Below are 18,958 nucleotides of genomic sequence, written 5' to 3'. Positions count from 1 at the left end.
AGAGCGCGCCAAGAACAGGGGCAGAATACGGCGGCCGCCAACTGCCTTGCGCGCAACGGCGCATGACCCGGCGTCGGACACGACGCGGGGGCGCCCCGGGCCGATGCGGCCCGGGGCGCCCCCGGTGAACGTACGGGCTACGCCCGGCGCGTCACGAGTGCGTGCGCAGCAGCGTGCGCATGGTGCGCATCGCCACCGACAGGTTCGCCAGGTCGAAGGCGTCCGAGCCCTGGATCTCCTCCAGGGTCGTGCGCGCCCGGCCCAGGATCGCCGCGTTCTTCTCCTCCCACGCCTTGAACCGCTGCTCCGGCGTGGAGCCGCCGTTGCCCACCGCGAGCACGTCGGCGGTGAGCGCCGCGTGCGCCGCGTACAGGTCCTCGCGGATCGAGGCGCGGGCCATCGACTGCCAGCGGTCGGCCCGCGGGAGCTCGATGATCCGGTCCATGAGCTGGGTGATGCCGAGCCGGTCCGCGAGGTCGTAGTACACCTCGGCGACGTCCAGCGCGTCCTTGCCCATCCGGTCCGCGATCTGCGCGATGTCCAGCGTCGGGAACGCCGACGAGAACCCGGCGACCTGCCGCGCCAGCTCCTGCGGCACCCCGGCACCGGTCAGCTCGTCGAAGATCGACTGGTACCACTCGGCGTCCGCGCCGCGCAGCATCTTCGGCAGCGCCGCCCACACCTCGGCGACACCGTCCCGGAAGAAGTCGATGGTCTCGGCGAGCTGGAGCGGCTGCGGCCGGTTGTTGAGCAGCCAGCGGGTGCCGCGCTCCACGAGCCTGCGCGAGTGCAGCCGGATCCGGGTCTGGACATCGGCGGCGACGACATTGTCGAGCGCCTCCACCGCGTCCCAGACCTCGCTCAGGCCGAAGATCTCGCGCGCGGCGAGCTGCGCCCGCACGATCTCCTCCAGCGAGGCGCCGGTCTCCTCGCGCAGCCGGTGCAGGAAGGTCGAACCACCGGTGTTCACCGTGTCGTTGACCAGGACCGTCGTGATGATCTCGCGGCGCAGCGCGTGCCCGTCGATCGCCTCGCCGTACTTCTCGCGCAGCTCCTGCGGGAAGTACGCGTGCAGCAGCCGGCGCAGGTACGCGTCGTCGGGCAGCGACGTCTGGATCAGCTCGTCGGCGGCCGTGATCTTCGTGTAGGCGAGGAGCACGGCCAGCTCGGGCTGGCTCAGGCCGCGGCCGTTGTTGAGGAGTTCCTTGATCTGCCGGTCGTTCGGCAGGAACTCCAGGCCGCGGTCGAGGTGGCCCTGCTTGCCCAGGCGGCGCATGAAGCGCTGGTGGGCGTGGAGCAGGGACGACGACTGCGCCTCGGCGTTGCCCAGCGCGGTGTTCTGCGCGTAGTTGTTGCGCAGCACCAGGTGGCCGACCTCGTCGGTCATCGCGGCGAGCAGCTTGTTGCGCTGCTTGACGGTCATGTCCCCTTCGGAGACCAGGCCGTTGAGCAGGATCTTGATGTTGACCTCGACGTCCGAGGTGTTCACGCCCGCGCTGTTGTCGATGGCGTCGGTGTTGACCTTGCCGCCGGTGCGGGCGAACTCGATACGGCCCAGCTGGGTCGCGCCGAGGTTGCCGCCCTCGCCGATGACCTTGGCGCGGACGTCCTGGCCGTCGACGCGGATCGGGTCGTTGGCCTTGTCGCCGACGTCCGTGTTCGACTCCGAGGACGCCTTGACGTACGTACCGATGCCGCCGTTCCACAGCAGGTCGACCGGCGCCTGGAGGATCGCCTTCATCAGCTCGGCCGGGGTCGTCTTGGCCTGGCCGGACTCGATGCCCAGCGCCTCGCGGATGTGGGCGTTGAGCTGGATCGACTTGGCGGAGCGCGGGAAGATGCCGCCGCCCGCCGAGATCAGCTCCTTGTCGTAGTCGGCCCAGGACGAGCGCGGCAGCTCGAACATGCGGCGGCGCTCGGCGTACGAGGTCTCCGCGTTCGGCCTCGGGTCGATGAAGATGTGCCGGTGGTCGAAGGCGGCGACCAGCCGGATGTGCTCGCTCAGCAGCATGCCGTTGCCGAACACGTCACCCGACATGTCACCGACGCCGACGACCGTGAAGTCCTCGGACTGGGTGTCGACGCCCAGCTCCCGGAAGTGCCGCTTGACGGACTCCCAGGCGCCGCGCGCGGTGATGCCCATGCCCTTGTGGTCGTACCCGGCCGAGCCGCCGGACGCGAAGGCGTCGCCGAGCCAGAAGTTGTACGACTCCGCGACCCCGTTGGCGATGTCGGAGAAGGACGCGGTGCCCTTGTCGGCCGCGACGACGAGGTAGGTGTCGTCCTCGTCGTGGCGCACGACGTCGGAGGGCGGCACGACCTCACCGGCGACCAGGTTGTCGGTGATGTCGAGCAGCGCCGAGATGAAGGTCTTGTACGACGCGATGCCCTCGGCCATCCAGGCGTCGCGGTCCACGCTCGGGTCGGGCAGCTGCTTGGCGACGAAGCCGCCCTTCGCGCCGACCGGCACGATGACGGTGTTCTTCACCATCTGCGCCTTCACCAGGCCGAGGATCTCGGTGCGGAAGTCCTCACGCCGGTCGGACCAGCGCAGACCGCCGCGGGCGACCTTGCCGAAGCGCAGGTGGACACCCTCGACGCGCGGCGAGTACACCCAGATCTCGTAGGCGGGGCGCGGCTCGGGCAGGTCGGGGATGGCCTGCGGGTCCAGCTTCATGGAGACGTACGCGTGCGGCTCGCCGTCCGTCGCGTCCTGGAAGAAGTTGGTGCGCAGGGTCGCCTTGATCACGGTGAGGAAGGACCGCAGGATCCGGTCCTCGTCGAGCGAGGCCACCTGGTCGAGCGCGCCGTCGAGCTCTTCGAGGAGCCCGTCGGTCAGCTCGGTGCCGGCCCGCTGGCGGTCCGGCGACATCCGCGCCTCGAACAGCGACACCAGCAGGCGCGTGGTGTGCACATTGGTGCGGAGGGTGTCCTCCATGTAGTCCTGGCTGAAGGTGGAGCCCGCCTGGCGCAGGTACTTGGCGTACGCGCGCAGCACCATCGCCTGCCGCCAGTTCAGCCCGGCGCCCAGCACCAGGGCGTTGAAGCCGTCGTTCTCGGCGCGCCCGGTCCAGGTCGCGGCGAACGCCTCCTGGAACCGCTCGCGGCCGTCGGCGCCCAGCTCCCCGCCGTTGCCGTTGCCCGGCTTCGGCATCCGGAGCCCGAAGTCGTAGATCCAGGCGGTCGGACGGTCGGCGCAGCGCAGCTCGTACGGGCGCTCGTCGGTCACCTCGACGCCCAGGCGCTGCAGCACCGGCAGGACGGCGGAGAGCGAGACCGGCGAACCGGTCCGGTAGATCTTGAAGCGGCGCTCGCCGGGGGCGGCGCCCACGGGCTCGTACAGCGAGAGCGCGAAGTCCTTGCCCTCGCGGTCGCCGTGGCTGAGCTGCTCCAGGTGGACCAGGTCGGCGACGGCGGCGCGCGGCGAGTGGTCCGCCTTGTAGCCCTCGGGGAACGCCTGGCCGTAGCGGCGCAGCAGTTCGGCGGCGCGCTCCTCGCCGCACTCCGCGTTCAGCGCCTCGGCGAAGCCGTCGGCCCAGGAGCGGGCGGCCTCGACCAGGCGGGCCTCGATGCGGTCGGAGTCGGCGTCGGTGAGCGCGGGCAGCTCGGTGCCGGGCGCGACGCGGACGACGAAGTGCAGCCGGGAGAGGATCGACTCGGTGTTCCAGGCGGTGAAGTCGACGCTGGTACCGGCCAGCTCCTCCTTGAGGATGTCGATGATCCGCAGCCGGACGCCGGTGGTGTACCGGTCGCGCGGCAGGTAGACGAGGGCCGAGTAGTAGCGCCCGTACTCGTCCTTGCGCAGGTACAGCCGGAGCCGGCGCCGTTCCTGGAGGTACAGCACCGACGTGACGATGGACCGCAGCTCGTCGGCCGGGGTCTGGAACAGCTCGTCGCGCGGGTACGTCTCCAGGATCTGGAGCAGGTCGCGGCCGTCGTGGCTGTTGGGCGAGAAGCCCGCGCCCTTGAGGACCTCGGCGACCTTGCGGCGGATGACGGGGACGCGGCGGACGGACTCGGTGTACGCGGCGGAGGAGAACAGGCCGAGGAAGCGGCGCTCGCCGACCACGTTCCCCTTCTCGTCGAACTTCTTCACGCCGACGTAGTCGAGGTAGGACGGCCGGTGCACGGTGGCGCGGCTGTTGGCCTTGGTCAGCACCAGCAGGCGGTGCTCGCGGGCCTTGGCGCGGGCGTCGTCGGGCAGCCGGTTGAAGGACGGCGACACCGGGTGGTGGTCGTCGCCGTCGTGCTGCGGGTCGGCGCGCAGGATGCCGAGGCCGGTGCCCGGGACGGCGGCGAGCGAGTCGTCGTCGGTGAGCGTGTACTCGCGGAAGCCCAGGAAGGTGAAGTGGTCGGCGGAGAGCCAGCGCAGCAGCTCGCGGGCCTCCTCGACCTCCTGGTCGCGCAGGTCGCCCGCGGTGGGCTCGCCCGGCAGCTCGTCGGCGATGCGCAGCGCCGCGTCGCGCATCTTCTCCCAGTCCTCGACGCACTCCCGCACGTCGGACAGGACCCGGAGCAGGTCGGTGGTGATCTGCTTGAGGTCGGCGCGGTCGGTCTCGCGGTCCATCTCGACGTGGATCCACGACTCGGTGAGCACGTCGTGGCCCTCGGCGGGGGTCCCGGCGGGGAGCACTTCGAGCAGCTTGCCGGCGACGTCGCGCCGCACGACGACCTGCGGGTGGATGACGACGTGGATGCCCCGGCCCTGCCGCGACAGCTCATTGGTCACGGAGTCCACGAGGAACGGCATGTCGTCGGTGACGACCTCGACGACGGAGTGGCTGCACGTCCAGCCGTTCTCCTCGACCGTCGGGGTGTGCACTCTTACGTTCGCGGTGCCCTGCGGCCGGTTCTCGGCGAGCCGGTAGTGCGAGTAGGCGGCTCCGAAGACGTCGACCGGGTCGCGGTCGGCGAGGTCCTCGGGCGCGGTGTGCAGGTAGTAGCGCTGGAGGAACGTGAGCACGGTGTCCTGATCGGGAGTGCTCTCGCCCGTCGGTAGGTGCCCCCCTACCGGGCTGTTCTCAGCAACCCGGGCGGCCCGTTCGAGCAGCTCGGCCTTGGCTTCGTCCAGCTTGGTCTGCATTGTCCTCTGGCTCCTGTCGCGCGCCGTTGCGTGACGTAGACATGTTTGGCTCGACGTAACGCCGCGACGCGGGGTGTCCGGTCTGCTTCGACGTTATGCCGGATTGAGAGAAGAGCGGACGGTAATGCGCCATTTTCAACGAACTGGCCATCCGCCTGAAACGATCAACGTCCGAGCGCCGGGGGCGGCCGCTGTGGCGGACCGTCTTCTCCCGGCGCGGGCAGGGGGCGACGATGCCCCCGCGAGATATCGCGCTGATCACGGGACCAGGCTATCGCTCCCGACGGGGGGCCCGTCATGAGCCGCATGTGTACAAATCCGGTGGCCGAACTTTGACACTCTGCACAGAACGGCGCCTCTTGTCAGGAGTCCCGGGCGGCGGCACGTTGGCATCGGCGGCGGATTCGGCCCGCATCACCCATGACCCACCCGGGAGCGTGTGACCGATGGCACTCAAGATCCTGATCGTGACCGGCGACGCGGCGGAGTCGCTGGAGGTCCTCTACCCGTACCAGCGGCTGACCGAGGAGGGGTACGAGGTTCACATCGCGGCGCCCACCCGCAAGAAGCTCCGCTTCGTGATCCACGACTTCGAGCCCGGCTTCGACACGTACACGGAGAAGCCCGGATACACCTGGCCGGCCGATCTGGCCTTCGCCGAGGTCGACCCGGGCCAGTACGCCGCCCTGGTGATCCCGGGCGGCCGGGCACCGGAGTACCTGCGCGGCGACGCCGAGCTGCGCAAGATCGTCAAGGCGTTCTTCGACACCGACAAGCCGGTCGCCCAGATCTGTCACGGCCCGCTCCTGACGGCGGCGGTGGACGGACTGCGCGGCCGGCGCGTCACGGCGTACCCGGCGCTGGAGCTCGACATGCAGGCGGCGGGCGCCACGTTCCAGGACTCCGAGGCGGTCGTCGACGGCACCCTCGTGTCGTCCCGCGCCTGGCCGGACCACGCGGCCTGGATGCGCGAGTTCCTGACGGTGCTGCGGGCGAAGGCCCCGGTGATCTGACCTCTGTGCGGTGGCTGCCCCGCCGACGAGGGCAGCCACCGAGGTGTGCCGCGCTCCGGGCGCCACGACGGAGAGTCGTTGCCACGACAGCCGTGGGGAGTTGACCATTACTGCCCGACGCTCCACCGCACCGCTTCCTCCCGGAACCCACGGCACACCCTCAGCTAACCCGCAGCCACCGGTCGACGGCATCGGTATCGCGGGAGAGCGGTATACGCATGTACGGGGTCGGGCTCGATCTCCGTATACCTAGAGCGGGCGGGGGGAGGCTGCGCGAAGCGCATGCCTCAGGGGCGCGGGGAACTGCGCGAGAAGAGGCCACCGGGCCGCACCCGACAAAGCACCTCTCCCCCTCAGCCCCCCGAACGCTCGACCCGCTCCCCGCCGGCGGCGATGGCCGCCACCTCGGTCCGCGACCCCACCCCCAACTTCGCCAAAATATGCTCCACATGCGCATCGGCGGTCCGCTTGGAGATCACCAGCTGCTCCGCGATCTCCCGATTGGACAACCCCTGCGCCACCAGCGCGGCCACCTCCCGCTCCCGCCGCGTCAGGGCGTCCACCCCGGCCCCCCGCGCCGCGGGCACCCGGTCCCCGGGCACATCGGCTCCCTCGCGCACGGCGGCCAGCACCTGCGCCCCGGACAGCCGCGCCCCGACGGCGTGCCACCGCTCGTAGTCGGCGTCGCCCAGCGCCCGCCGCAGCCCGGCCCGCACGGCCTCCTGCTCGTCGAAGAGCGACGGCAGCATGCCGACGGGGTCACCGCCGCCGAGCCGCCGCGCGTTCTCCGCGTACCCGAGCAGCCAGGCCGCCCGCACCGGCCGGTCCTCGGCCGACGCGGACCAGGCGAGCATCAGGCAGCACATCGCGGCGACCAGGATCTCGTCGATCTCGGCGGCGGCCTCCAGGGCCCGCCCCAGCAGCCCGAGGGCCTCCTCGCGCTCCCCGGAGAGCCACAGCAGCAGCCCCTGCACGGTGAGCGTCGAGGCGTACATCTGCCGCTCCCCGGTGCCCTCCAGATAGGCGAGCCCGGTACGGCACCACTCCAGCGCGGCCTCCGTGTCGCCGAGCACGCCGAGCACCAGCGCGCCCTCGTAGTGGATGACGGCGGTGCCGAGCCCGTCGCCGCGCGCCAGGATCCGCCGCCGGGCGTCCTCCAGGCCGGTCAGCCCGTCCGGCTCCCCGCACAGCGCGCCGAGACCGCCGAGGTACGCCTCGCAGAACAGCTCCACGCGGTCCTCACCGGCGTCGCGGGCGGCCCGGAGCGCGCGGTGGAACTGTTCGAGCGCACTGGGCAGGTCGCCGGTCCACACCGAGAACAGGGCGATCATGAACCGGCCCCAGGCCTGCTCCTCGCTCGCCTCACCCGCCTCGCTTGCCTCGCCCGCCTCGTCCGCCTCGCCGTCCTCGTCGACGAGCGCGAGCCCCTTCTCGATCCAGTACCGCCCCTCGGAGAGCGCGCCGAGCGCCCGCCAGTACGGCCCGAGCAGCGAGGCCAGCCACAGCCCCCGCGGGGCGAGCTCGGCAGAGCTGTACGCGTACTCCAGCGCGCACCGCACATCGGCGCTCTCGGTGCGCAGCGCCCGGTGCAGGACGGGCTGCGCCGGGGTCAGGAACTCGTCCCAGTAGCGCTGCCCCAGCTCCTGGTAGTACGCGAAGTGCCGGGCCCGCACGGCGTCCGCGCCGCCGGACTCCACCAGCCATTCGGCGCCGTACTCGCGGATGGTGTCGAGCAGCCGGTACCGGCTGCCGTCGACTCCGAGCCGCTGCACGACGGACTTGTCGACGAGCCCGATGAGGCATTCCAGCACCTCGCCGCGGGACAACTCGCCGCCCGCGCAGACATGCTCGGCGGCCCGCAGCTCGAAGGACCCGGCGAAGACCGAGAGGCGTGCCCAGAGCAGCCGCTCGCGCGGGGTGCACAGCTCGTGGGACCAGCCGATGGCCGTACGGAGCGTCTGGTGGCGGGTCAGCGCGGTCCGCCGGCCCCCGGTCAGCACCTCGAACCGCTGCCCGAGCCGCTCCACCAACTGCTCCAGGGAGACGGCCCGCAGCCGCACCGCGGCCAGCTCCAGGGCCAGCGGAATCCCGTCCAGCCTCCGCGCCAGAGCCGTCAGTTGCTCCCGGTTGCCGTCGTGCACGGCGAACCCGGGGACCACCGCGGCGGCCCGCTGCACGAACAGCTCCAGGGCGTCGTCCGGCTCCAGCGGCGCGATGGGCACGCAGTGCTCGCCGGGCACGTCGAGCGGCTGCCTGCTGGTGGCGAGCACCTGCACCCCGGCCACCTCCCGCAGCAGCACATCGGCGAGCATGGCGCACGCGTCGACGAGGTGCTCGCACGTGTCGAGGACGACGAGCATCCGCCGCCCCTGCAGATGGGCGACGACCGCGTCCAACGGCTCCATCCCCACCTGCTCGGGCAGTTCGAGCACCGCGGCGAGCGTCACCGGAATCAGCTCGGGATCACGCAGCGCGCTCAGCTCGACGAGCGCCACCCCGTCGGCAAACCCGGCGGCCAGCTCGGCCGCACCCCGCAACGCCGTACGGCTCTTGCCCACGCCCCCGGGCCCCACGAGCGTCACGAGCCTGGCCCCGGCGATCGCACCCCGCACCTGCGCGAGCTCCGCGGCCCTCCCGACAAAGGGAGTCACCTCAACCGGAAGCTGACCCCCGCGCCGCTGCCCAAACCCGAAGCCCATGCCCCGCTCCCCCCGCTGTCGCCCACCACACACCAAGCGTACGCACTCAAAAGCGGAGCGTGAGCGAAAGCCGACGAAGCCGCACGCAGCGCATGCTTCGGGGGCGCGGTACCCAGGGGCGCGGGGAACTGCGCGAGAAGCGGCCACCGGCCGGCACCTGGCGACGAACCGCACGGGGCAGACGCAGATCTGTCAGGGGCGCGGGAAACGGCGCAAACCCCAGGGGACGGCCACCCGGACCCGGCTACCCCGCGGAAGCGACCCGCACGGCCTCCGCCAGCGAATCCACCACAGGCGCACCGACCCCCTCCAGGCTGGCCCGCCCGTGCGACCCCCCGGTATACAGCACGGCCCGCGCCCCGGCGGCCAGCGCCGCCACGGCGTCATCAGCCGCGTCCCCGATGACGACGACCTGCTCGGGCGCGATCCCGGACGACCTTTCGAGCGCCCCCAGATGCCGCACCATGTGCTCGGCCTTGCTCCCCCCGGACGGCCCCACCCGCCCCTCCACCCGCACAAAACGCTCCGAGATCCCGAACTGCCGCACCAACGGCACCAGTTCCTCATGCCCGTACATGCTGAGAATGGACTGGCTGCGCCCGGCGTCCTGCCACCCGGCGAGCAGCGGCTCCACCCCCTCGGCGAGCCGGCAGGCCGCGGAGTGGTGCGTGTAGTGCCGGTGGAAGACCTCGTCCATGACGTTCCACTCGGTCTCGGTGGGCAGCCGGCCCATCAGCCGCTGGTAGAACTTCGGGATCGGTACGCAGTACAGCGCCCGGTACCGCTCCAGCGTGATCGGCGCGAGCCCCAGCTCGGCGAACGCGGCGTTGGTGGCGTGGATGACGGCGTCGATGTCGTGGAACAGCGTCCCGTTCCAGTCCCAGACGATGTGTCCCGCGGGCGGACCGAACGAGCCCGCGGCTATCTGCTTCCCCATACGGGAAACGTACCCCGCGCGCACCGCCCCCGACTCAGTCGCCCTGACCGACCAGGTTCGGGATCTCCTGCGTCGCGAACCACAGCAGCTCGTGGTCCTCGGCGCCGTCCACGACGAACTGGGCGTCGTCGTCGCCGTGATCGGCCGCGCCCAGCGCGTCGGCGGCGGCCGCGACATCGGCCTCCGCGTCGTCGGCGTCCACGTGCACGGCGGCGGCCTTGGCCAGCGGTACGACCTCGCGCACGGTGACCTCACCGAGGGAGGTCGGGTCGAGCCCCCGGTCGGGATCGGCGACGGCGGCCCGGTCCGCGACGTCCACGGCGACGACGACCCGGCGCCGCGCGGCGTCCGGCTCCCCCGCGAGCAGCCGCAGGGAGGCGAGCCCCGCCCGGTTCAGGGCGGCGTACTCCAGCTCCTCGATGTCGTCCGACAGGTACCACTCGCGCAGCGCGGGCGTGACGGCGTAGGCGGTGAGCGGCGCGGGTCCCAGCTCGCCCGCCTGGTACGCCTGAGCGAGTCGCGGCAGGGAGAGAGGTACGTACACGCGCATGACGGTCCGCTTTCGTAGTCGTCGGTGATCGTCCCGGAGGCTTTCAGGATACGTGCGGGAGTCCCCCTTCGGGCTGCCGCCCACCTCGCACCCCGCTGTCACCCCCGGCTCCACCGTTCACCCGGCCCCACCCCGGCAGCACGGGCCCGGCGCACCCCGCCGTCACCCGGATAAGTGAATCCCCGGCCGCCCTCCACCGCGCTCCGCCGTCCCTTGCGGGGTCACTCCCCGACCTCGTAAAAGGTGATCACGAAGAGTTACTGACCGGTACCTATCCGGAGGCGACGTGCAGAAGGTGCTTTCCAGGCGAGGCCCCCGACGGACCAGCCGTCCTCCCGGGCGCAGGGACACCCGGCGGCCCGCGACGCCCCGGGTGCGGCCGCAGGCGCCGCCGCACCCCGCCGAACACTTCACGGACCTGCTCCTGCTGGTCCTGACCGGCCACCGCCCCGCGGTCTGGTTCGCCCGGCACACCCGGGGCCACGCCTTCGAGGACCTGCTCTGGCTCCTGGCCCACCGCCCGCTGGCCCGCACGGGCCCCCGGGCGCGGGTCCACGACATCGGCCACTACGAGCCCGACTCGGGCGTCTACGAGGTCTTCGCCCGCATCACGGTGGGCCCGCGCCTGCACGCCCTCGCCTTCCGCCTGACCCGCGCCGAGGACCTCCGCTGGCGCTGCACGGCGGTGGACCTGGACGGCCGGACCCCACGGGAGACGGAAGCCCCGTGACGCCGAAGGGCCGGGCACCCCGAGGTGCCCGGCCCTTCGTACCAGCGACGTCACTTCTTGCGACGGCGCCCCTTCTGCTGCTTGCGGCGCTCGGCCCGCGTCAGACCGTCGGCCGCGGAGCGGGTGGGACCGCCCTCGGTGACGAAGTCACCCTCGTCGACCCCGCCCTCGGCGTTCGGCGCCTGGAAGTGCAGCCGGTCGGGCCGCTGCGGAGCGTCGAGCCCCTTGGCCCGGATCTCCGGACGGACCTGAGCCGGAACCGCGTCCTCCTTGTCGAGGGACGTGGTGGGCTCGGCGTCCTCCACCGGGACCTCCTCGACCTGCTGCTCGACCTGGACCTCCAGGTTGAACAGATAGCCGACGGACTCCTCCTTGATGCCCTCCATCATGGCGGTGAACATGTCGAAGCCCTCGCGCTGGTACTCGACCAGCGGGTCCTTCTGCGCCATGGCGCGCAGGCCGATGCCCTCCTGGAGGTAGTCCATCTCGTAGAGGTGCTCGCGCCACTTGCGGTCCAGCACGCTGAGCACCACACGGCGCTCCAGCTCACGCATGATCTCGGAGCCGAGCTGCTCCTCGCGCTCCTCGTACTGCGCGTGGATGTCGTCCTTGACGGCGTCGGCGATGAACTCGGCGGTCAGCCCGGCACGGTCGCCGGCCTCGTCCTCCAGCTCCTCCACCGTCACCTTGATCGGGTAGAGCTGCTTGAAGGCGCCCCACAGCCGGTCGAGGTCCCAGTCCTCGGCGAAGCCCTCGGCGGTCTCGGCGCCGATGTACTCGTCGATGGTGTCGTCCATGAAGTGCACGACCTGCTCCTGAAGGTCCTCGCCCTCCAGGACGCGGCGGCGCTCGCCGTAGATGACCTCGCGCTGGCGGTTGAGCACCTCGTCGTACTTCAGGACGTTCTTACGCGTCTCGAAGTTCTGCTGCTCGACCTGCGACTGGGCGGAGGCGATGGCCCGCGTGACCATCTTGTTCTCGATCGGGACGTCGTCCGGCACGTTCGCCATCGACATCACGCGCTCGACCATCTGCGCCTTGAACAGGCGCATGAGGTCGTCACCGAGCGACAGGTAGAAGCGGGACTCGCCCGGGTCGCCCTGCCGGCCGGAACGACCGCGCAGCTGGTTGTCGATACGGCGCGACTCGTGCCGCTCGGTACCGAGGACGTACAGCCCGCCGAGGTCCTTGACCTCCTCGAACTCCGTCTTGACGGCCAGCTCGGCCTTCTCCAGGGCGTCGGGCAGCGCCGCGGCCCACTCCTCGACGTGCTCGACCGGGTCGAGGCCCGCCTGGCGCAGCTCGGCCTCGGCGAGGTCGTCGGGGTTGCCGCCGAGCTTGATGTCGGTGCCACGGCCGGCCATGTTCGTGGCGACCGTGACGGCGCCCTTGCGGCCGGCCTGCGCGACGATCGTGGCCTCACGGTCGTGCTGCTTGGCGTTCAGCACCTCGTGCTGGATGCCGCGCTTGGAGAGCTGCTGCGAGAGGTACTCGGACTTCTCGACCGACGTCGTACCGACGAGGATCGGCTGGCCCTTCTCGTGCTTCTCCGCGATGTCGTCGACGACCGCGTCGAACTTGGCGACCTCGGTGCGGTAGATCAGGTCGGCCTGGTCCTTGCGGACCATCGGCTTGTTCGTCGGGATCGGGACGACGCCCAGCTTGTAGATCTGGTGGAACTCGGCGGCCTCGGTCATCGCCGTACCGGTCATGCCGGAGAGCTTGTCGTAGAGGCGGAAGAAGTTCTGGAGGGTGATCGTGGCGAGGGTCTGGTTCTCGTCCTTGATGTCCACCCCTTCCTTCGCCTCGATCGCCTGGTGCATGCCCTCGTTGTAGCGGCGGCCCGCGAGGATACGGCCGGTGTGCTCGTCGACGATCATGACTTCGCCGTCGATGACGACGTAGTCCTTGTCCTTCTTGAAGAGTTCCTTGGCCTTGATGGCGTTGTTCAGGTAACCCACGAGCGGGGTGTTCACCGACTCGTACAGGTTGTCGATACCCAGCCAGTCCTCGACCTTGGAGACGCCGGGCTCGTGGATGGCGACGGTGCGCTTCTTCTCGTCGACCTCGTAGTCGCCGGTCTCCTCGATGCCCTTCATGGTGTTGCCGGCCTCGCCCTTGGTGAGGCGGGTGACCAGCTTGGCGAAGTCGCCGTACCACTTGGTGGCCTGGTCCGCCGGACCGGAGATGATCAGCGGCGTACGGGCCTCGTCGACGAGGATGGAGTCGACCTCGTCGACCACCGCGAAGTTGTGGCCGCGCTGGACGAGTTCGTCCTGGGACCACGCCATGTTGTCGCGGAGGTAGTCGAAGCCGAACTCGTTGTTCGTGCCGTAGGTGATGTCGCAGTTGTACATCTCGCGGCGCTGCGCCGGCGTCATGTTCGCCAGGATGCAGCCCACGGTGAGGCCCAGGAACTTGTGGACGCGGCCCATCATCTCGGAGTCGCGCTCGGCCAGGTAGTCGTTCACCGTGATCAGGTGGACGCCCTTGCCGGACAGCGCGTTCAGATACGTCGGCAGCGTGCCGACCAGGGTCTTGCCCTCGCCGGTCTTCATCTCGGCGACGTAGCCGAGGTGGAGGGCGGCGCCGCCCATCAGCTGCACGTCGTAGTGACGCTGGCCCAGGACGCGCCGGGCGGCCTCACGGACGGTCGCGAACGCCTCGGGGAGCAGGTCGTCGAGGGTCTCGCCGTCCTCGATGCGCTGCTTGTACTCGTCCGTGAGCGCGCGCAGCTCGGCGTCGGAGAGGCTCTCGAAGTCCTCTTCGATGGAGTTGACCTGGTCCGCGATGCGGTGCAGCTTGCGCAGGATCTTGCCTTCGCCTGCACGCATGATCTTCTGGAGGACGGACACGAGGGTTGGTCTCCTTGCCGGTCGGGCCTGGCACGGTCGGTTACTCGGGCGACAGCCTGAGCAACGGCCATCGTATGCGAGGACCCCACCGCGCCGGGAGGTCTGCCATCAGGTCCAACGCACAGGCGCCTCGGAAGGTGCCGGTATACCCCACGAAAAGTGATGGTGCGTCCTGCTCCGCCCGAGCAGAATCGGGTGATGGAACCCGTGACGCTGACCACCGCCCGTCTGCGACTGCGCACCTTCGTGCCCGCCGACGCCGACGAGGTCCACGCCGCCTGCCAGGATCCCGACATCCAGCGCTGGACCACGATTCCGTCGCCGTACGCGCGCGTGGACGCCGAATATTTCATCGACCGGGTGGTCGCGGACGGCTGGCGCAGCGACGCCGAGTACACCTTCGCGGTCCGGACCGAGGAGCACGGCCCGATCGCCGCCGCCGTCGGGCTGCACCACCCGCGCGCGGGTGCCTGGGAAGTGGGTTTCTGGACGGCCAAGGAGTTCCGCGGCCGCGGCTACATGACGGAGGCGGTCCTCGAGGTGGCCCGCTGGGCGTTCACGGACCTCGCCTGCACCCGCCTGGAATGGCGGGCCGAGGTGGGCAACAAGGGCTCGCGCACCGTCGCCGAGAAGGCCGGTTTCACCCTGGAGGGCGTCCTCCGCGCGGGCCTCCCGAACAAGGGAGTCCTCCGAGACTGCTGGGTGGCCTCCCTCCTCCCCTCGGACCTGACCCTCCCCACCCCCCTCCCCTACCTCCCGTCCCACCGCCTGTAGCAGCCCCACCCCGCCCGAGCCTTGGGCAATCTGCCACCACCCCTCTCCCACCCCGCCCACACCTTGGGCAACCTGCCACCACCCCTCTCCCACCCCGCCCAAGCCTTGGGCAATCTGCCGCCAAGGGCGGCAGGGTGGGCAAGGCGGCACCCGGCGCCGGGCAGGCGCCCCGATCGGCCCCCGCCCACGGCCCGGAGCGGCACCCACGGCCCGGCCCGGCCCCCGACACCGGCCCCGATTGTCAGCGCCGCCCCCTATCGTTCCGCTCATGCCGACGACCGCGCCGCAGCCCACCAGCCCCATCGCCCTGTCCGCCGCGGAAGCCCGCCGCATCGCCCTGCGCGCCCAGGGCTTCCTCGGCGCCCCGAACCGCGCCGCAGGCGTCCGCGGAGTCCTGCGCCACCTCGGCGCGGTCCAGCTCGACACGATCTCGGTCCTGGCCCGTTCCCACGAACTGATCCCGTACGCCCGCCTGGGCGCGGTCGGCCGCAAGAAGGTCGAGCAGGCCTACTGGACCGGGACCCACGCCTTCGAGTACTGGTCCCACGCCGCCTGCATCCTCCCGATCGAGGAGTGGCCGCACTTCGCCTTCCGCCGCCGCGCCTACCGCAACCGCCCGCACTGGAACCACCACCTCCCCGACGGCGCCTACGACCAGGTGATCAAGCAGCTGCGCGCCGAGGGCCCGCTGACCGCCACGGAGCTGGGCGGCGCGAAGAACAAGGGCGAGTGGTGGGACTGGTCGGACTCGAAGGTCGCCGTCGAGCGCGCCCTGATGTACGGCGAGGTGGTGTGCGTCGAGCGCCGCGGCTGGAAGCGGGTCTACGACCTGGCGGAGCGGGCGATCCCCGCGGTGCTGCTCCACGACGACCTGGACGACAAGGAGTGCGTGCGCCGCCTGGTCGTCCAGGCCGGCCAGGCGCTCGGCGTCGGCACCCGCTCGGACATCGCCGACTACCACCGGCTGAAGAACGAGCAGTTCGACGCGGTGATCGAGGAGACGGGCCTGGTACCGGTGACGGTCGAGGGCTGGGCGAAGCCGGCCTGGGCGGACCCGGCGGCGCTGGCGTCGACGCCCCGCGGCCGGCACCGCACGACGCTGCTGTCGCCGTTCGACTCGCTGGTCTGGGAGCGGGCGCGGGCGGAGCGGATCTTCGGGTTCACGCACCGTCTGGAGGCGTACGTCCCCAAGCCGAAGCGGATCCACGGCTACTTCGCGATGCCGGTCCTGGCGGGCGGACAGCTGGTGGGCCGCGTCGACCCGGCACGCGAGGGCACGACGCTGGTCGCCCGGCAGGTCTCGCTGGACGGCCCGAAGGCGGTCCCGGGGGTGGCGCAGGCGCTGCTCGAAGCCGCGAGCTGGGTGGGCTGCGACAGCGTCCGGGTGGAGCGCATGACGGACGCGGCCCTGAAGCAGGACCTCGTCAGAGCCCTCGACTGAGCACCGGGCCGAGCGCCGCGGCTAGCGGATCTCGAGAATCTTCTCCCGCATCGCGTACACCACGGCCTCCATCCTGGAGTGCAGCTGCAGCTTCTCCAGGATGTTGCGCACATGGTTCTTCACGGTGTTCTCCGAGATGAACAGCTCCTTGGCGATATCCCGGTTGTTCATCCCGGTGGCCACCAGCTTCAGCACTTCCAGCTCACGATCGGTGAGCCGCGGCGCGGGCACGAGCCGGCGCTCGTCGGTGCGCTGGATCATCGACTTGAATTCGGTGAGCAGCTTCGACGCCATGGAGGGGCTGATCTGCGACTGCCCGTCGGCGACGGCGCGAATGGCCGTGGCCACCTCGTCGGTCGAGATCTCCTTCAGCAGATATCCCGTCGCGCCCGCTTTGATCGCGTCGTAGAGATCCGCTTCCTCGTCGCTGATCGTGAGCATGATGATTTTGGCGCTGGGTGCCACTTCCTTGATGGAGGTGCACGCCTCGATGCCGCCGCGCTTGGGCATCCGTACGTCCATGAGGACGATGTCCGGCAGCAGGTCGGCCGCCTTGTCCACCGCCTCGGCGCCGTCGCCCGCCTCGCCGACGACCTGGATGTCCTCCTCGGCCGCGAGCACGATCTCCAGGCCGCGCCGGAACAGCGCGTGGTCGTCCACCACAAGGACCCGGATCGGCTCCTTGCGTGATGAGCCCTCGTCCGGGCCCGTGCCGGCGCCGCCATCGGCCGCGCCGGCGCCCTCGCCCCGCATCGGTCCGAAGCTGTCCGCCATCGTTCCTCCCCCTGAAGGCCGTGGCCCCGTCTTCCTGTGCCGGGCCAACCCGAGGCGTCGGCCCACCGGTTGACCCGGTGCGGCCATGATTTCATGCCTCGGCGTCCGCGCGTCGACGGAGCGGTGCACGAAGGGGTCGCACAAGGGTGCCCCCGGGGGCGCACGCACACTCCAGGGGCACCGGATGAGTGGATTTTCGGACAGCCTGTCGGCGGACCGGTCCGTCGGGAGGACCGGGCGGACTCAGCCGCCGATGGCGTCTCCCGCGTCGGCGCTGCGCACGTCGGCGACCATGGGGTCGCTGCTGAGGTGGATGACGCCGTAGTCGTAGGCGTGGCGCCGGTAGACGACGCTCGGTTCCTTGGTGTCGGAGTCGACGAACAGATAGAAGTCGTGCCCGACCAGCTCCATCTCGTAGAGCGCCTGATCGAGCGTCATGGGTGCGGCGACGTGGGTCTTCTCGCGCACGATGAGCGGGCCTTCGCCCTGGACCTCGAGCGATCCGATCCTGGTGGTCGGTACGGCGTCGTCCTCGGTGTCGTCCTTGGCGATCGTGCCGTCCCCGTTGAGCGTGGCGGCGTCCGGGACGTGCTCGGCGACCTCGGCGGCCGAGATCCGCTTGGTGCCACGCCGCGACGAGCGCTTGTCGTGCTGCTTGCGCAGCCGCGCGTCGAGCTTCTCCGTGGCGAGGTCGAGCGCCGCGTACGGATCGTTCGCCGATGCCTCGGCCCGGATCACCGGACCCCGCGTGCGCAGCGTGATCTCCACGCGGTCGCAGCGGTCGGCCTGTCGGGGGTTGGGCTCCTTGGACACCTCGACGTCGAGGCTGATCACCTTGCCGTCGAGCTTCTGGATCTTCTCCAGGTTCAGCTTGTCGGCCACGTGCTTGCGGAACCGCTCCGGTACCTCGGTCTTGCGGCCCTTGACGACGATGTCCACGCAGAACTCCGTTCCCGGATAACTCCGCCCGCTCGGCGGAGCATCTCCCTCTTGCACACGACTCCGGCCACTTCCGGAGCCTCGGACTCGGTGACTTCCACCTCCTCCTCCCCCGCGGACGAGATCTCCACCCTCCCGCGGCGGGTGATTGTCGAAATCTCTGCGCAATCGCTCGCGCGGCATTCCGATATGCGAGGTACGGCTTCTGTCTTTCCTGCCGAGTTCCTCACAACTGAACATATCTCGCCCGGACGGATGTCGTCACCCTCTACTGACGCGTACCTCCATTCAGGTGGATGAACCCTCTCTCTACCTGCAACGATGCAGATCCTCGGTCAGTTCCGGTTTATTTCGAAGGAATCCGGTGACGCGGAGACCACGGCTGCCCCCACCGTGATCGGTCCTGGCATTCCGGGATCCGCCGCGCCTTCTCCCGGTGCTGTTGCAGAACGCGTCACCGCGTGTATTGCGCGCGCCGCCTCGGCCAAAGACGCGCCCGTCGTCATGAGGTCGTCGACCAGCACGATCCGGCCAACTTCCCCGAGCAGCCCGGTCACCCCGCCGACCACGTCCAGCGCGCCCGACACATTGGCCCGGCGCTGCCGCGCGTCGAGCCCCGACTGATCGGCCACGGCACGCCGCTGCCGCAGCACGGCGAGCACCCGGACCGGGACGCCCTCCCGGCGCAGCGCGGCCGCCGCCGCGTACGCGAGGCGCCGCGTCGGATCGTGCCCGCGCGCCCGTACCGCCCAGGGCGCGGACGGCACCGGCACCAGCGCCACGGCTCCCGTACCGCCCGCGGGCAGTCCGGCCCGCACCGCCCTGGCCAGCGCCTCGCCCAGCGGCCGGGCGAGCCCCAGCGCGCCCCGCTCCTTGTGCGCGAGCAGCACCGCCCGCACAGGCCCCTCGTAGGGCGCGGCGGCGTGCACGACGGGCAGTCCCGGCGGCATCGGCCGCGGCCTCACCCGGCCCGGGCCAGCACCGCGCACCGCCTGTGCGCACCTGGCGCACAGCGGCGTACGCGACCTGCCGCAGCCTGCGCACTGGGCCGGCAGCACCAAGTCGGAGAGGTCCTGCCACCACCCCCGCATACCCACCACTGTGCCAACACGCGCGCCGTACGACCACCCCTGTGGACAACGGCCTGTGGACAACTCGGCGGC

The 18,958-nt window shown here is 70.8% G+C and carries 12 protein-coding genes; 4 read left to right on the top strand and 8 right to left on the bottom strand.

Translation table 11 applies throughout. The features are described from left to right. Positions 1 to 151: 151 nt before the first annotated feature. On the bottom strand, positions 152 to 5,083 hold the full coding sequence (locus K377_RS37260) for an NAD-glutamate dehydrogenase (protein WP_111668085.1): 4,932 nt from the start codon (positions 5,081 to 5,083) through the stop codon (positions 152 to 154). Between the two features lie 446 nt (positions 5,084 to 5,529). Between K377_RS37260 and K377_RS37255 the strand changes: the two genes are divergently transcribed. Further along, the gene (locus K377_RS37255) at positions 5,530 to 6,096 is read left to right on the top strand and encodes a DJ-1/PfpI family protein (protein ID WP_111668084.1); all 567 of its coding nucleotides are present in this window, start codon (positions 5,530 to 5,532) and stop codon (positions 6,094 to 6,096) included. Between the two features lie 353 nt (positions 6,097 to 6,449). On the opposite strand, the gene K377_RS37250 is transcribed toward K377_RS37255, so the two are convergent. The 3 genes from K377_RS37250 to K377_RS37240 form a co-directional block, all read right to left on the bottom strand. Further along, positions 6,450 to 8,795 carry a LuxR C-terminal-related transcriptional regulator gene (locus K377_RS37250; protein WP_111668083.1) on the bottom strand — a complete coding sequence of 782 codons (2,346 nt, stop codon included), beginning with the start codon at positions 8,793 to 8,795 and terminating at the stop codon, positions 6,450 to 6,452. 244 nt (positions 8,796 to 9,039) lie between these two features. Further along, the gene (locus K377_RS37245; protein ID WP_111668082.1) at positions 9,040 to 9,732 is read right to left on the bottom strand and encodes an HAD family hydrolase; all 693 of its coding nucleotides are present in this window, start codon (positions 9,730 to 9,732) and stop codon (positions 9,040 to 9,042) included. Positions 9,733 to 9,766: 34 nt separating this feature from the next. Further along, positions 9,767 to 10,282 (bottom strand): DUF6912 family protein, encoded by a 516-nt coding sequence (locus K377_RS37240; RefSeq protein ID WP_111668081.1) that lies wholly within the window; start codon positions 10,280 to 10,282, stop codon positions 9,767 to 9,769. A 295-nt stretch (positions 10,283 to 10,577) separates the two neighbouring features. Between K377_RS37240 and K377_RS37235 the strand changes: the two genes are divergently transcribed. Then, on the top strand, positions 10,578 to 11,012 hold the full coding sequence (locus K377_RS37235) for an Rv3235 family protein (protein ID WP_258395273.1): 435 nt from the start codon (positions 10,578 to 10,580) through the stop codon (positions 11,010 to 11,012). Positions 11,013 to 11,062: 50 nt separating this feature from the next. Here K377_RS37235 and secA read toward each other — a convergent pair whose 3' ends face one another. Further along, complete coding sequence (secA, locus tag K377_RS37230; protein WP_111668079.1) at positions 11,063 to 13,867, bottom strand: preprotein translocase subunit SecA; 2,805 nt, start codon at positions 13,865 to 13,867, stop codon at positions 11,063 to 11,065. A gap of 198 nt (positions 13,868 to 14,065) precedes the next feature. Between secA and K377_RS37225 the strand changes: the two genes are divergently transcribed. Continuing rightward, a complete protein-coding gene (locus tag K377_RS37225; RefSeq protein ID WP_111668078.1) occupies positions 14,066 to 14,641 on the top strand; it encodes a GNAT family N-acetyltransferase in 576 nt (191 codons plus the stop codon). 268 nt (positions 14,642 to 14,909) lie between these two features. Then, positions 14,910 to 16,082 (top strand): winged helix-turn-helix domain-containing protein, encoded by a 1,173-nt coding sequence (locus K377_RS37220; protein WP_181512744.1) that lies wholly within the window; start codon positions 14,910 to 14,912, stop codon positions 16,080 to 16,082. A gap of 21 nt (positions 16,083 to 16,103) precedes the next feature. Here the strand turns inward: K377_RS37220 and K377_RS37215 are convergent, their stop codons facing one another. From K377_RS37215 to K377_RS37205, 3 genes are all read right to left on the bottom strand, one after another. Next, a complete protein-coding gene (locus K377_RS37215) occupies positions 16,104 to 16,856 on the bottom strand; it encodes a response regulator transcription factor (protein WP_111668076.1) in 753 nt (250 codons plus the stop codon). A gap of 243 nt (positions 16,857 to 17,099) precedes the next feature. Further along, the gene (gene hpf, locus K377_RS37210; protein ID WP_375605994.1) at positions 17,100 to 17,795 is read right to left on the bottom strand and encodes an HPF/RaiA family ribosome-associated protein; all 696 of its coding nucleotides are present in this window, start codon (positions 17,793 to 17,795) and stop codon (positions 17,100 to 17,102) included. 335 nt (positions 17,796 to 18,130) lie between these two features. Then, entirely contained in the window at positions 18,131 to 18,886 is a 756-nt protein-coding gene (locus tag K377_RS37205; protein WP_111668074.1) for a ComF family protein, read from the bottom strand. Positions 18,887 to 18,958: the final 72 nt, after the last annotated feature.

It is taken from the genome of Streptomyces sp. PsTaAH-137 (assembly GCF_003259365.1).
In the GTDB taxonomy this organism is placed as follows: domain Bacteria; phylum Actinomycetota; class Actinomycetes; order Streptomycetales; family Streptomycetaceae; genus Streptomyces.
Note: the sequence above shows the minus strand (reverse complement) of the source record. Positions and strands in the feature narration are given on the sequence as shown.

Excerpts from the sequence above, each read along its gene's own strand:
- K377_RS37260 (WP_111668085.1), bottom strand. The coding sequence starts at position 5,083 with ATGCAGACCAAGCTGGACGAAGCCAAGGCCGAGCTGCTCGAACGGGCC.
- K377_RS37255 (WP_111668084.1), top strand. The coding sequence starts at position 5,530 with ATGGCACTCAAGATCCTGATCGTGACCGGCGACGCGGCGGAGTCGCTG.
- K377_RS37250 (WP_111668083.1), bottom strand. The coding sequence starts at position 8,795 with ATGGGCTTCGGGTTTGGGCAGCGGCGCGGGGGTCAGCTTCCGGTTGAG.
- K377_RS37245 (WP_111668082.1), bottom strand. The coding sequence starts at position 9,732 with ATGGGGAAGCAGATAGCCGCGGGCTCGTTCGGTCCGCCCGCGGGACAC.
- K377_RS37240 (WP_111668081.1), bottom strand. The coding sequence starts at position 10,282 with ATGCGCGTGTACGTACCTCTCTCCCTGCCGCGACTCGCTCAGGCGTAC.
- K377_RS37225 (WP_111668078.1), top strand. The coding sequence starts at position 14,066 with ATGGAACCCGTGACGCTGACCACCGCCCGTCTGCGACTGCGCACCTTC.
- K377_RS37220 (WP_181512744.1), top strand. The coding sequence starts at position 14,910 with ATGCCGACGACCGCGCCGCAGCCCACCAGCCCCATCGCCCTGTCCGCC.
- K377_RS37215 (WP_111668076.1), bottom strand. The coding sequence starts at position 16,856 with ATGGCGGACAGCTTCGGACCGATGCGGGGCGAGGGCGCCGGCGCGGCC.
- K377_RS37205 (WP_111668074.1), bottom strand. The coding sequence starts at position 18,886 with ATGCGGGGGTGGTGGCAGGACCTCTCCGACTTGGTGCTGCCGGCCCAG.